This is a genomic window from Bacteroides sp. M10, from assembly GCF_014334015.1.
Taxonomy (GTDB): domain Bacteria; phylum Bacteroidota; class Bacteroidia; order Bacteroidales; family Bacteroidaceae; genus Bacteroides; species Bacteroides intestinigallinarum.
Genome location: NZ_CP060488.1, coordinates 4,183,954 through 4,198,496 on the forward strand (window position 1 = coordinate 4,183,954; position 14,543 = coordinate 4,198,496).

The 14,543-nt window shown below is 40.4% G+C and carries 11 protein-coding genes; 8 read left to right on the plus strand and 3 right to left on the minus strand.

Translation table 11 applies throughout. The annotated features are described in order from the left end of the window. Window positions 1-12 precede the first annotated feature (12 nt). From H8796_RS14910 to H8796_RS14920, 3 genes are all read right to left on the minus strand, one after another. Complete coding sequence (locus tag H8796_RS14910; RefSeq protein WP_117937519.1) at window positions 13-3,282, minus strand: TonB-dependent receptor; 3,270 nt, start codon at window positions 3,280-3,282, stop codon at window positions 13-15. Window positions 3,283-3,550: 268 nt separating this feature from the next. Further along, entirely contained in the window at window positions 3,551-4,528 is a 978-nt protein-coding gene (locus H8796_RS14915; RefSeq protein ID WP_117937517.1) for a FecR family protein, read from the minus strand. A 126-nt stretch (window positions 4,529-4,654) separates the two neighbouring features. Next, window positions 4,655-5,257 carry an RNA polymerase sigma-70 factor gene (locus H8796_RS14920; RefSeq protein ID WP_117937515.1) on the minus strand — a complete coding sequence of 201 codons (603 nt, stop codon included), beginning with the start codon at window positions 5,255-5,257 and terminating at the stop codon, window positions 4,655-4,657. A gap of 173 nt (window positions 5,258-5,430) precedes the next feature. On the opposite strand from H8796_RS14920, the gene H8796_RS14925 reads away from it, so the two are divergent. From H8796_RS14925 to H8796_RS14960, 8 genes are all read left to right on the plus strand, one after another. Then, complete coding sequence (locus tag H8796_RS14925; protein ID WP_117937513.1) at window positions 5,431-6,084, plus strand: DUF2490 domain-containing protein; 654 nt, start codon at window positions 5,431-5,433, stop codon at window positions 6,082-6,084. Between the two features lie 307 nt (window positions 6,085-6,391). Continuing rightward, entirely contained in the window at window positions 6,392-8,296 is a 1,905-nt protein-coding gene (locus tag H8796_RS14930) for a fimbrillin family protein (protein ID WP_117937511.1), read from the plus strand. A gap of 73 nt (window positions 8,297-8,369) precedes the next feature. Continuing rightward, the gene (locus H8796_RS14935; RefSeq protein ID WP_004296910.1) at window positions 8,370-8,861 is read left to right on the plus strand and encodes a PaaI family thioesterase; all 492 of its coding nucleotides are present in this window, start codon (window positions 8,370-8,372) and stop codon (window positions 8,859-8,861) included. Between the two features lie 259 nt (window positions 8,862-9,120). Then, complete coding sequence (gene hisG, locus H8796_RS14940) at window positions 9,121-9,972, plus strand: ATP phosphoribosyltransferase (protein WP_117937510.1); 852 nt, start codon at window positions 9,121-9,123, stop codon at window positions 9,970-9,972. A gap of 41 nt (window positions 9,973-10,013) precedes the next feature. Then, the gene (gene hisD, locus H8796_RS14945; RefSeq protein WP_117937508.1) at window positions 10,014-11,297 is read left to right on the plus strand and encodes a histidinol dehydrogenase; all 1,284 of its coding nucleotides are present in this window, start codon (window positions 10,014-10,016) and stop codon (window positions 11,295-11,297) included. A 103-nt stretch (window positions 11,298-11,400) separates the two neighbouring features. Further along, window positions 11,401-12,441, plus strand: a complete 1,041-nt coding sequence (gene hisC / locus H8796_RS14950; RefSeq protein WP_117937540.1) for a histidinol-phosphate transaminase — start codon at window positions 11,401-11,403, stop codon at window positions 12,439-12,441. 3 nt (window positions 12,442-12,444) lie between these two features. Then, window positions 12,445-13,569: a bifunctional histidinol-phosphatase/imidazoleglycerol-phosphate dehydratase HisB gene (gene hisB / locus H8796_RS14955; protein WP_117937506.1), complete on the plus strand. Its 1,125-nt coding sequence runs from the start codon at window positions 12,445-12,447 to the stop codon at window positions 13,567-13,569. Between the two features lie 29 nt (window positions 13,570-13,598). Next, window positions 13,599-14,159 (plus strand): dual specificity protein phosphatase family protein, encoded by a 561-nt coding sequence (locus tag H8796_RS14960; protein ID WP_117937505.1) that lies wholly within the window; start codon window positions 13,599-13,601, stop codon window positions 14,157-14,159. Window positions 14,160-14,543 lie beyond the last annotated feature (384 nt).

Consider the following 14,543-nt stretch of genomic DNA (forward strand, 5'->3'; position numbering starts at 1 on the left):
GATTTTATCTTATTAAAATGTCACATTCAATCCAAATAATACAGTCCTGGGTTCGGGATAATCTCCCGGAGTCTGTTCCGGACCGTAAGCTTGTACATCGGTTTTCGTCCAGAAGTTAGACAGTGTCATATAGATTCTCAGGCTTTGCATGTATGCTTTGCTGATAAGTGCACGAGGAAAATTGTATCCGAAAGTAACGTTTCGCAGACGGACATATGATGCATCCTGATAACCCAATGAACTGATATATGCAGGAGCTTGCGTCATGTTTGGCGCAGGGGCTTCATTAGACGGATTATTCTGTGTCCAGTAATTGCGTCGGATACCATTCCGTTTGGCAGTCAAGTCACCACCATTTTCAAATGTAGTCAGATAAGGGTTGTATATAGTTCCTCCATGAGAGATATATAGGTCGGCGGATAAGTCGAATCCTTTATAATTGAAAGATGTGCCGACTGTACCTATCCATTTGGGGTCACGTTGCATCACTACTCTGTCATCGGCTGTTATCTGATTGTCGTTGTTGACATCGCGCAGTTTGATGCTGCCCGGAGTGGCTGTCGGCATATGGGAATTGGCAATATCATCATCTTTCTGCCAGATGCCGTCAAATACATAGTCGTAATATACATTCATCGGATGTCCGACAAACCATTTGTTGTTCACATCATCAAGCGGCTTTCCATTCTCGTCAACTTGTCCGTCTATCTTTTTAATTTCATTCTTGTTTTTAGTGAAAGTGAAGTTGATATCCCATCTGAAATCCTTGATTTTGACGGGAGTGGTATTAAGCGTTATTTCGATACCATTATTCTTCATTTCCGCCAGGTTTACAGTCTGGGTGGAATATCCGAGCGAGCTTGGGATAGACTTGGTGACAAGCAGGTCGGTAGTCTTGGTATTATAGTATTCTATCGTACCATTGATTCTTCCGTTGAAGAATCCGAAATCAAGTCCGATATTTCCGGAAGTGGACGTTTCCCATTTTAAGTTAGGGTTGGTCAATTCCGTTCCGGGTAGATAACCGATGACAGTCTTGTCGCCGAATTCGGTCAGGTATCTATCTGTCAAACCAAGTGATTTATAAGGGGTAACGCCTTGGTTGCCGACCGCACCGTAACTTAAACGGAGTTTCAGGTTGGACAGCCATTTGGCTTCTTTTAAAAAGGATTCTTCATTTATCCGCCAGGCAAAGGCTCCCGAAGGGAAATAACCATATTTGTTATTCTTTCCGAAAACGGAAGAACCGTCCACACGCAAAGCGAAGGTGAACAGGTATTTCTCGAACAGGTTATATCTGACACGTCCCAAGAAAGATAATAGTTTTCTATCAGATAATTCCCAGGTAGGCGTACCATATTCATTGGCAGAGCCTATCGCATTATAAGTCAAATCATCGTTTGCGAATCCGGTACCGTTTATTCCCAGATTTTTCCATTCGATGACATTGACACTTTGCATAAAGGTTGCGTCGAAATGATGGTTCTTATTGAAATCCTTCACGTAGTTGACTATATTCTCGAACAGATAGTCGTTAGAGAAACTTGTGCCGGCAGTCGCTTTTCCATTGTTATTGCGTCCTGTCGTATGCTTTGTCCCCTGATAAGTGTTGCTATGGACAGTCCTGGTATTCAAACTTCCGTTTGCACGGTATGACAGGTCCTTTGTGATTTTCCAGTCCACGAAAAAGTTGATCAATAACCGGTCGGTCTGGCTTTTATTGTTTGAGTAGTCGATATTCCATAATGGGTTGTAGTGGGATTCTCCGGCTTCGGTTACATCTTCACGCAAGGAACCATCGTCATTATATACTTTTGCCAGAGGCGGCATGGTGATAAATGAATTGAAGGAGCCATCTGCTGTTTTCTTCCATGATTTGGTGTATAAGAAGTTCGTACCTATTGTCAGATTTTTCAGTAGTTTGTGGTCGATGTTCAATCGTCCGCTTAAACGTTGGAATCCCGAATTTGGAACCATACCGTTCTGGTCAAAATATCCTAGTCCCAAAGCATACTTTGTTTTGTCTCCGCCGGATTGTATCAAGATGTCGTGCTTTTGCTGCCAGGCGGAGCTTATCATCAACTTTTCCCAGTCAACATACTCTCCTGATTTAAGAACGTCGAGCATCAACCCTCTGAAACAGTCGGCTTCATCATAGTTAAGATTGGCATTATAGTATGCTTCCTTGCGTAAAGCAGCCCATTCCTCTCCATTGTAAAACTCAAAGTTCTTATGGATACTTTGTGAAGCGGCGTAGGTATTATAACTGATTTTCATCTTTCCGGTCTGTCCCCGTTTGGTAGTGATCAGTATGACACCATTGGCTGCACGGGCACCGTAGATTGATTGTGAAGAAGCGTCTTTTAGAACTTCAAGCGATGCTATGTCGTTGGAGTTTATATCATCTATACTAGTCATCGGGACACCGTCCACGATGTAAAGAGGATCATTTCCGCCGGAAAGCGAACGACGTCCCCGGATCAGAATATTTGAACTGCCACCGGGAGCGGCATTGGACATGGTAACTTGCACACCGGCAGCTTGTCCTCTCAGCATTTCACCTAGGCTGGAAGAGGGGGTAGAATTCAGTTTCTCGGAAGTTACGGAAGATATAGCGCCTGTGACGTCACTACGTTTCTGTACACCGTAACCTACTACTATTACTTCATCCAGCAGCTCGCTGTCTTCTTTTAGTATGATACGCGCCAACTCTTTACTGTTCGCTTTGACCTCGATTGTTTGATACCCGATGTATGAGAACTGAATAGTAGCATCTTCGGTTACGTTTGCCAAAGAATAGTTTCCGTTAATATCGGTAATGATACCGTTTGTCGTACCTTCTACTAATACATTGGCACCGATAATGGGTTCACCGTTCTGGTCTGTGACTGTTCCGTTGACGGTTTTGGTTCTTGTTGATTTTATTGTTTCCCGACTTTTTTGTTTGCCGACGGAGATGGTATTATTTTTCCTATTGAAATATAAATTGGTCTGTATCGTTATCTTGCTTAAAATATTTTCTAACGAGCTATTGCGTGCTTTGATTGAAATACGTGGGGCGGCATTTACAATTTCCTGATCATAAAAGAATTTGTAGCCGGTCTGTTTACTTAATTGATTGAATACATTTTCTACAGTTTCATTCTTGACATCCAGCGTAATGTTTTTCTTTTCTTGTGCCTGTATATAATTAGACAATGATGACAAGCATACGAATAGTAAAAAAGCTAAAAATGAATGTACATTTCTGACTTTCCTTTTTATATTAGGAAGATTATTCATAAATTTGTACGTTTTAGTAATTGAATAGATTATTTAAAACACAAACTTGTAATACGAGATACGTTATTCACACGGGTCGAAACGAATGAATATCCGTTCGGATTACGGAATAGGGGCTTCTCTGAGAGACGGCTCCTATTTTTCTGAGATAGAATTAACCGGGTGCTTTCATAATATGTCTTTTTTAAATTATAAGTTAAATGTTCAAGGTTCTACAAGGTAATACACACCGTAAACTATATACTAGGGTGTGATTAACATCTTTTTGCTATTTATATAACAATATGCGGTTGCCTTCCTTCTTATACCGGATGCCACTTGTATATTCGATAGATTGAAGAACTGCTTCCAGGCTCTTGTTATCGTGTTCTCCAGAAATCAGATTGTTGAATTTACCGTTGGCAAATGTAATGCGGCAATTGTACATTCGTTCCAGTTCCTTTGCCACGTCACGTATCGGAGTACTGTTGAAACGCAGACCGCCTTTTTTCCATATGGCTACCGGTCGCTCTTCCCGTCGTTTGCTGTATTCGCCTGAAATGGTATTGATAAGTATTTGCTCTTTGCCTTTTAACCGCATCATCGCTTCCGGCAAATCTACCTGCACCTTTCCGCTTTCCACTTCTACAGATACGATTTCATCAGAAGAATAGGATTTTATATCAAAGCAGGTTCCTAGTACACATACATCGAAACGGCGGGTGCTGACAATGAAAGGTTGTTTTTCATTTTTGTGTACCTGAAAATATCCTTCACCTTCCAGTACTATTTTACGCTCTTCTCCTGTGAAATTATTCGGATACCGGACATGCGAGCAGGAATTGAGTGTTAGTTGGGTGCCGTCGGGCAGAAGAATCTGTTTGCGCTCGCCATAAGAGGTTGAGGCTTCCAGATAGATAATTTGTTGTTCATTCAGATATTTCAGATAGTGAATTCCGCCCAGTACCAGGCAAACGATTGCTGCAGTGCTGGCGGTAACAACTGCGATACGACGGAACCAAGTACGTTTTTTATGTTCTATACGTTTCAATAATTGACGTGCCTCTCGTTTATAGTGTTCACGTTCAAGATCGGTATGAGGTTGCTGTGTGGCTGCTTCTTCCCAGACATCGGAAGACAACTCATTGAGTGTTTCATGATTATCCGGGGCGTGCAGACTGTTCAGTAGTTGCCGGGCATCCTCTGTTGTATAGAGATCGTCCAGATAACGGCGATATAGTTTTTTATTATTTTCTGTATTCTTCATATTCTGTTATTTAGAATCCGGGTGTATCTTAATTTCCCCTTTGTATAATTAGTACACAAAGAAAAAGAATGTCTAGGGTATAGTTAACTTCCTTTAACTGTATATGCTGTTAGAAACTATCTTCCGCTAAAGATTGAGGCAGATAAGAAGTAAAATTAGGTCAGTGTCGGTAACAGAGTGTTTTTCCAAGTACATACGAAGCGAACGCAAAGAAGATGAGATATGTTCTTGTACCGTATTGACAGAAATTCCCAACGCTTTTGCTATTTCTTTATGAGACATTTGTTTCTCACGGCTCATTTCGAATATTTCTCGCTGGCGGGAAGTCAGTTGTTTCAGTGCATGAGATATAAGCCTCTGTAAATCATTGGCAATGATTTTATTGTTTGTTTCATTACTATAGTCTATAGCTTGTGAAAGGATTTGCTCTTTCAGCCGGTCTTCGCTTGCCAGTTCGCGCAAATGATTTAGAATCCGATTGCGCATGATTGTATATAAATAAGAAGAAAAAGATGTGTCGGGATTAATAAAACGACGACTTTCCCAAATCATAGTAAAGGCGTCCTGAAAGATATCCTCTGCGTATTCGCGTGATTTGAGAAAACGCATCGCAAAATATATCAGACGATTTTTATAAGCCGCATAAAGTTCACAGAATGCTTCTTCATCTCCGGCTATCAGGCGGATGACAAGCGAACGTTCATTACCGGGAATATTTGTTGCGCACATATAGCATTTTAGGTTTCAATTCACAAAGGGATTATTAGAATGTCACAAACGTACGTAAAATCCGGGAAATAAAAAAGGAAAGAAGTCGCTAATCTTTTCAGATTTATTTCAGTATCATGATTTTTCTTTGCCGGAAATAATTTACTATCTTTGCTACTTTAACCCGAAAATCAATGAGTAGAATAATATTAAATACTAAGACTTGGCTATTATTTGTGCTGTTGTTTGGATCATTTTCTGTATGGGCACAAAGTGATGATTTCAATACATGGACTAAATTCAAGGTCAATCATAAGATCGATTCTCGCTTTTCGGTTTCAGGTGATTTGGAATTACGCATGAAAGATGATGTGAGTAAATTGGATCGTTGGGGGCTGACTGTTGGTGGAAGTTACCGGCCCTATTCATTTTTGAATCTGGGTGTTGGCTATGAAACCCATCTTCGGAATTTGGGTGACTCAGACTGGAAATTCAGACATCGCTATCATATAACTGCTACTGCCAGTTTTCGTTATCAATGGTTGAAAGTAGCTCTAAGGGAAAGATTTCAGCAGACGTTGGATCGTGGCAACTCTGAAACTCGTTTGCGTTCCCGCTTGAAATTATCCTATGTTCCTACAAAAGGAATTGTTTCTCCTTATTTCTCTGTTGAAATCTATCAGAGTCTGGATGACGCTTCTTTCTGGAGAGCCGATCGTATGCGCTATCGTCCCGGAGTGGAAATAGCTTTGGCCAAATGTTGGTCGTTGGATGCATTCTATTGTTATCAATATGCATCTTCACAAGGCAGACACATTGCCGGAATAGAAGTGGGGTATTCTTTCTGAAATTAGTATGCTCTTAATATAATAATGTGAGAGTTTAATACTTGGTCTCTGACTACTTGCTTATAACTCATTGGTTATTTGTGTTTTAACTTAAAATGTAAAATTTTCCTATAGAAACCATACTTCGGTTTAATATAATTATATACTTTTGCTTTCAAGACATCAAAATGATATCTTGAAATTGATGATTCCACAGTACAACAGACGTGTTGTTCAGTATCCCATAACCGAAAGCGAATAACTTCCTCTTATGTCATCCTTTCTGTTCAATCAAAAGTTTCTATTGGGAAATTAAAAAATAAATGTGATGAAACTATTTTATAACCTACAAAGGGGCGTGGGTTTACTTGTTTTTTGTTCTATCTTGCTTAGTGCTTGTGTGAACCATATTTCGGAGGAAGAGGAGGATAGTGTTAATAATGGAGATATTCTATTGAAATTTATTGCCGATATTCGTGAGTCAGTTGGTACCCGTATGGCAAATAATAACTTTGCCGAAGGGGATGAAGTCGGTCTGTTTGCTCTTGCCGGAACTACTACAATGCAAGAAGAACGTTATGTAGATAATCTTCATTTCATACGTTCATCCAATGGCGAGTTTGAATCTAACGAGTCGGTATACTATCCGGATGATGGAGTTACATTGAATTTAATCAGTTATTATCCTTATCAAAAGAGTGGAGTGGGGATAGGGGAGAGTACCATGCAGGTGGCGGTTTCAACGACTCAAAATATTCCTGATGATTATTCACATTCTGATTTCCTGATTGCTTCTAAAGAAGAGGTATTAGCCAGTAAGGAGGCGGTCGCTCTGACCTATAATCATCAGTTTTTTCGTCTGAAAATTGTTCTTATTCCTGGAGAGGGGGAGAATCTGGAAGATATGTTATCCGTAAAGCCTACGCTTTCGGTGAGTGGCTTTTATACTAAAACAAGTTATGATTTTCAGAAAAAGACTTTCTCTGGTTATTCCGAAGAGAAAGATATTATTCCTGCAGGAGAATGGGAGATAAAAGATGGTCGACTGATAGGAAAAGAATTTATTCTGATACCGCAGGAGGCGACTCCGGGATACCAATACATAACGTTGGAAGCTGCAGGAAAGCTATATACAAGTCTATTACCATCTACTTTACAATTAAAAAGTGGAAAGCAGCGCGAATTGGAAATAAAGTTTGTATCAGCCGAAGATGTATTAATGAGCAAAGTGAATGGGGAAATCGGAGATTGGGATGGAACCGAAATAGATCATACAGAATCGGTCACGCTTCATAAATACATAGATGTTTCGAAGTTGACTTTTGAAAAGTCGAATGTGTATAAAGTGTTACATTCGGGAAAACAAGTAGCCGAAATATGTAAGGAGTATCTTGTTACTCCGGAATTTTCTTCGCAGGCAATCGTTGCCTATCCGATGAACGAAAATGGTAGTGTAGACTTATCTCAAGGTATTGTAGCACAGTTGCTAGGGAAATCCGGAAAAGTGAATGGAGGAAGCGTATCATGGAATATGGAAGATCACTCATTGGCCTATGTTGACGGAACTTTGCCGATTCGTAATAATGTATATGTGATGGCAGACGGAACCGTTTCTTTATCCGTTACAACGGCAGATGACATGCTATCTGTTTTGGCATTGGAAGATATCGTTCGTGATGTACGTGGAGGAATCATTCATAATTATCCGTTAGTGAAGATCGGAACTCAATATTGGATGCGGGATAATCTGAAGGTATCTTCGTATGTCGACGGTGAAGCACTTCCCAGACTGGATGCAGTGACAACGAATGTTGTCGGATATCTGCAATCTGCTACGGAATACTATTTTTATACAGCTAATGTGGTACTTTCTAATAAAATTCTACCTATTCATTGGAGTATACCGGATTGGAAAGACTGGAACATTTTAAAAGACTATCTGAATGGAGAGGCTTCTTTGCTGAAATCAGGTACTTGGTTACCTTTGAAAGCGGGAGAACAGGTACAGCCTGCAACTAATTTATCCGGTTTTAATGGAATACCTGTAGGAATGTATGTGGGGGCTTTTCAAATTGATTACGAGAAAAAACATCTGGCATATTGGACACTGGATAATGCAGATGCCGCTATCGATACTAAGGTTTTCTATCTGAAAAGCGATACGGATATCATTGAAGAATCTAATGCAGGTGTTGATACAAAAGCCTTTGCCATTCGTTGCATAAGAAAGTAAATCGACGAAAAAGGCTTCTCTTTTCCATAAATTGCTTATATTTGGGAAGTAAAACTAACTAAAAGAGAGAACTATGAAGAAGATAATAAACCCCTGGAAAGGTTTGGAAGGGTACAACTGCTTTGGTTGTGCTTCCAATAATGAAGCCGGATTAAAAATGGAATTTTACGAAGATGGTGACGAAGTGGTAAGCATTTGGAAACCGCGTCCCGAATATCAAGGCTGGATTGATACCTTGCATGGCGGTATTCAAGCTGTCTTGATGGATGAAATCTGTGCCTGGGTGATACTTCGTAAACTACAAACCACAGGGGTGACGTCGAAGATGGAAACTCGTTACCGGAAATCGATTGATACCAAAGATTCTCATATAGTACTGCGTGCGTCTATTAAAGAGGTAAAGCGGAACATCGTTATTGTTGAAGCAAAGTTATATAATAAGGATGGAGAAGTCTGTACAGAATCAGTTTGTACTTACTTTACTTTCTCGAAAGAAAAGTCGAAAGATGAAATGCATTTTTCGAAATGCGATGTAGAATCGGAGGAGATATTACCATTAATTTGAAATAAAAACTCAAGTTTTTGTGATAAATGTTTGGTAGTATCAAACAAATACTTTACTTTTGTCGCAGTTAATAGAAGAAATATGAAATATACAGCTACACATCATCATCATCATTTTCCTAACGAATAATCGGTGGGCGTGGATGATATTGTGTATAACTATATAAACGATAACGAAGGCTTACCGAATACGGTAAGCCTTTTTTGTTTTTCAACGCAGATTGTATTTGTAATTAATAAATTAGTAATTAAATAAAGTCATGTTAAGAATCGCAGTACAAGCCAAAGGGCGTCTCTTCGAAGAGACAATGGCACTTTTAGAAGAGTCAGATATCAAGTTAAGCACTACTAAACGTACCTTGTTGGTACAGTCTTCTAACTTTCCTATCGAAGTTCTATTTCTTCGTGATGATGATATTCCGCAGACGGTAGCTACCGGGGTAGCTGATTTGGGAATTGTGGGTGAGAATGAGTTTATGGAAAAGGAGGAAGATGCGGAAATTGTCAAACGTCTCGGATTCAGCAAATGTCGTCTGTCACTGGCTATGCCGAAGGATATTGAATATCCCGGTTTGTCATGGTTTGAAGGCAAGAAGATCGCTACCTCTTATCCGGTGATTCTTCGTAACTTCCTGAAAAAAAATAATGTAAATGCTGAAATTCATGTGATAACCGGTTCGGTAGAGGTGTCTCCGGGTATTGGATTGGCTGATGCTATTTTTGATATTGTAAGTTCCGGTTCTACTTTGGTCAGCAATCGTTTGAAAGAAGTGGAAGTTGTAATGAAGTCGGAAGCATTGTTGATTGGCAACAAGAACATGAGCGAAGAAAAAAAAGAAGTGCTCGAAGAATTGTTGTTCCGCATGAACGCAGTAAAAACAGCCGAAGATAAAAAATATGTATTGATGAATGCTCCCAAAGACAAACTGGAAGAAATCATTGCTGTATTGCCGGGTATGAAGAGTCCTACAGTGATGCCATTGGCACAGGAAGGCTGGTGTTCTGTTCATACAGTACTTGATGAAAAACGTTTTTGGGAAATCATCGGAAAACTGAAAGGACTGGGAGCAGAAGGTATTTTGGTACTGCCGATTGAAAAGATGATTGTATAAATAGATAGGAACGAAAATTCATTCCTGATAAAATATGAACCATGAAATTGATTAAATATCCCTCAAAAGAGCAATGGACGGAACTCTTGAAGCGTCCGGCACTAAATACCGAAAGCCTGTTTGGTACGGTTCGTTCCATTATAGATAAGGTAAGGGCAGAAGGCGACAAAGCAGTACTGGAATATGAAGCTACTTTTGATAAAGTGACCTTGTCCGCACTTGCTGTCACTCCTGAAGAGATTCAGGTAGCCGAATCATTGGTAAACGATGAACTGAAGGCTGCCATTTCTTTAGCTAAACAAAACATTGAAACATTCCACTCTTCCCAGCGTTTTGTTGGGAAGAAGGTAGAGACAATGAATGGGGTAACTTGCTGGCAAAAATCTGTAGGAATCGAAAAGGTCGGCTTATATATTCCGGGTGGAACAGCACCGCTTTTCTCAACTGTATTAATGTTGGCTGTCCCGGCTAAAATTGCAGGATGCAAGGAAATCGTACTTTGTACGCCTCCCGATAAAAATGGAAATATTCATCCGGCTATCCTTTTTGCTGCGCAACTGGCAGGTGTCAGCAAAATATTCAAGGCTGGTGGTGTACAGGCTATTGCCGCTATGGCCTATGGAACGGAGAGTGTTCCCAAAGTGTATAAGATATTTGGTCCCGGTAATCAATATGTGACAGCTGCCAAACAGTTGGTAAGCCTGCGTGATGTAGCTATTGATATGCCTGCCGGTCCTTCAGAGGTGGAAGTTCTGGCTGATGCATCTGCCAATCCGGTTTTTGTGGCAGCAGATCTTTTGTCACAGGCAGAGCACGGAATAGATAGCCAGGCCATATTGATTACCACTTCCGAGAAACTTCAAACAGAGGTGATGGCAGAAGTGGAGCGCCAATTAGCAGAACTTCCCCGTCGTGAAATTGCAGCGAAATCACTGGAGAATAGTAAATTGATTTTAGTGAAGGATCTCGATGAAGCATTGGAACTGACTAATGCGTATGCTCCTGAACATCTAATCATAGAAACGGAAAACTATATGGAAGTGGCCGAACGTGTGATAAATGCAGGTTCTGTCTTCTTAGGTTCGTTAACTCCCGAGAGTGCCGGCGACTATGCTTCCGGAACGAATCACACCCTGCCGACCAACGGTTATGCCAAAGCCTATAGTGGTGTAAGTCTGGATAGTTTTATCCGTAAGATTACATTTCAGGAAATTCTCCCGGAAGGAATAAAAGCGATTGGCCCTGCTATAGAAGAAATGGCCGCTAATGAACAGCTGGATGCACATAAAAATGCCGTCACAGTTCGTCTGAAAAGCCTGGCTTAATAATTAATTAATATGAAACGCAGATTTACGCGAATTTTCGCAAAGGAAAGTTTAATCTGTGTCTATCTACGTTAATCTGCGTTTCAATAAATAATAAATGAAGATGAAAACGTTACAAGAACTAACCCGGCCGAATATCTGGAAATTAAAGCCCTACTCTTCGGCACGAGATGAATATAAAGGAGTTACAGCCTCTGTTTTCCTGGATGCAAACGAGAACCCCTACAATACACCTCATAATCGCTATCCGGATCCTATGCAGTGCGAATTGAAGACGCTGTTGTCGAAAATCAAAAAAGTATCCTCCGAGCATATTTTTCTTGGAAACGGTAGCGATGAAGCCATCGACTTGGTTTTTCGTGCATTCTGCGAACCGGGAAAAGATAATGTCGTAGCCATCGACCCTACTTATGGTATGTATCAGGTTTGTGCCGATGTGAACGATGTGGAATATCGGAAAGTATTGCTGGATGATGACTTCCAGTTCTCTGCCGATAAACTGCTGGAGACTACCGACGAACACACCAAATTGATTTTCCTTTGCTCGCCTAACAACCCGACAGGAAATGATTTGCTCCGTTCCGAAATTGAAAAGGTACTTTGCCAGTTCGAAGGATTAGTGATGCTGGATGAGGCATACAATGATTTTTCCCAAGCTCCGTCTTTCCTCGAAGAGCTGGATAAATATCCCAACCTTGTCGTATTCCAAACATTCTCCAAGGCTTGGGGATGTGCTGCTATCCGTCTGGGAATGGCTTTTGCTTCCAAAGAAATTATAGATATCCTTAGCAAAATCAAATATCCCTATAATGTCAATCAGTTGACCCAACAACAAGCTATTTCTATGTTGCATAAGCATTATGAGATAGAACGTTGGGTGAAAACGTTGAAAGAAGAGCGTGATTATCTGGAAGCGGAATTTGAAAAACTCCCATGTACTATCAAACTGTTTCCTTCTGATGCCAACTTCTTTTTGGCTAAAGTGACAGATGCTGTGAAAATCTACAACTATTTGGTCGGTGAAGGAATCATTGTGCGTAATCGTCATAACATTTCACTTTGTTGCAACTGTTTGCGTGTGACTGTCGGTACCCGTGTAGAAAATAATACCCTATTGGCTGCCCTTAAAAACTATCAAGGATAATTTATGAAGAAGAAAGTATTATTTATCGATAGAGATGGTACGTTGGTAATCGAACCTCCCGTTGATTATCAGCTCGACTCATTGGAAAAACTGGAATTCTATCCGAAGGTATTCCGTAACTTGGGTTTCATCCGTAGTAAACTTGACTTTGAATTTGTGATGGTCACCAATCAAGACGGATTGGGTACATCCTCTTTTCCGGAAGAGACATTTTGGCCAGCTCATAATCTGATGCTTAAAACATTGGCAGGAGAGGGGATTACTTTTGATGAAATTCTGATAGACCGTAGCTTCCCTGAAGATAATGCGCCTACCCGTAAGCCGCGTACGGGAATGTTGACGAAGTATTTGGATAGTCCCGATTATGATCTTGCCGGAAGTTTTGTGATAGGTGACCGTCCTACGGATGTGGAACTTGCCAAAAATCTGGGTTGCCGGGCAATTTATTTGCAAGACTCGACCGAAGCTCTGAAAGAAAAAGGATTAGAAGAAGTCTGTGCCCTTGCAACTACTGACTGGGACCGGATAGCCGAATTCCTTTTTGCCGGAGAACGGAAAGCGGAAGTACGCCGTACTACCAAAGAAACCGATATTTATGTTGCTTTGAATCTGGATGGAAATGGAGCTTGTGACATTTCTACCGGTCTTGGCTTTTTCGATCACATGCTTGAGCAGATTGGAAAACATTCCGGCATGGACTTGACCATCCGTGTAAAAGGAGATTTGGAAGTAGATGAACATCACACGATCGAAGATACCGCTATTGCATTGGGCGAATGTATCTATCAGGCTTTAGGTAGCAAACGAGGGATTGAACGTTATGGCTATGCCTTGCCGATGGATGATTGTCTTTGTCAGGTTTGTCTGGACTTCGGCGGTCGCCCTTGGTTAGTTTGGGATGCTGAATTCAAGCGCGAAAAGATAGGAGAGATGCCAACCGAAATGTTTCTTCATTTCTTTAAATCATTGAGCGATGCAGCGAAGATGAATTTGAACATCAAAGCCGAAGGACAGAATGAACATCATAAAATAGAAGGAATTTTTAAAGCTCTTGCACGTGCACTAAAAATGGCATTGAAACGTGATATCTATCATTTTGAACTTCCATCCAGTAAGGGTGTTCTTTAATGAGTTTTAGAATCATATCCATATTGCTTATGCAAAGAAGAATCTCGTTATGTTTATGGGCGATAATCTTATCCGTCTCTCTTTTTAGTCAAAATTTGAAAGCGGATAAGATTATTCTGCCCGATAGTGATTTAACAAATTTGTATCAAATAGATTCGGGCGTATATCGTTCGGAGCAACCTTCAAAGGAAGATTTTAAAGCTTTGGAAAAGTATGGGATTGGGGAAGTTCTTAATCTACGGAACAGACACAGTGATGATGACGAAGCAAAAGGAACAAGTATAAAGCTTCACCGGGTAAAAACCAAAGCACATTCGATTAGTGAAAGGGAATTAATACAAGCATTGCGCATTATTAAAAATCGTAAAGCCCCTATTGTTTTCCATTGCCATCATGGTTCTGATCGCACAGGGGCTGTTTGTGCTTTGTATCGTATCGTTTTTCAAAATGTTTCGAAAGAAGATGCCATCAATGAAATGACAAGAGGAGGATATGGTTTTCATCGAATCTATAAGAATATTATTAGAAGAATCAAAGAAGCCAATGTGGAGCAAATAAGAGAAGAAGTAATGGCAGGCGGAGAGTTATAATATTCCCGTCTGTGCCATCACTCTGTCACAACTGTGCCACCGCATTGGCACAACCATGCCATAGTGTTGGCACAGTTGTGACAATGCGATGGCACAAACTTATCGATAGGTTGCCTTATAGCCTCTTGTACCACTACTTGTTCATCAATGTCTTCCTTATCACGTTTGCCTAATTTTTCGGTGTTGAGTCAGATATTCGTCCTTATTAATAGCCGTTTTGAGTGCATCAACTGAAAGTCGTTCATCTAATGACGTCACATATTTCAGAATTGCTGTGTGATGAGTAAATGTAAGACTAAAAAAAACTTGTAAATCTGTCTCATGCAAATTCGGAAATCGCAATTTCCAAATTTGTATTTGTTACTATGCATCACTCTTCATAAA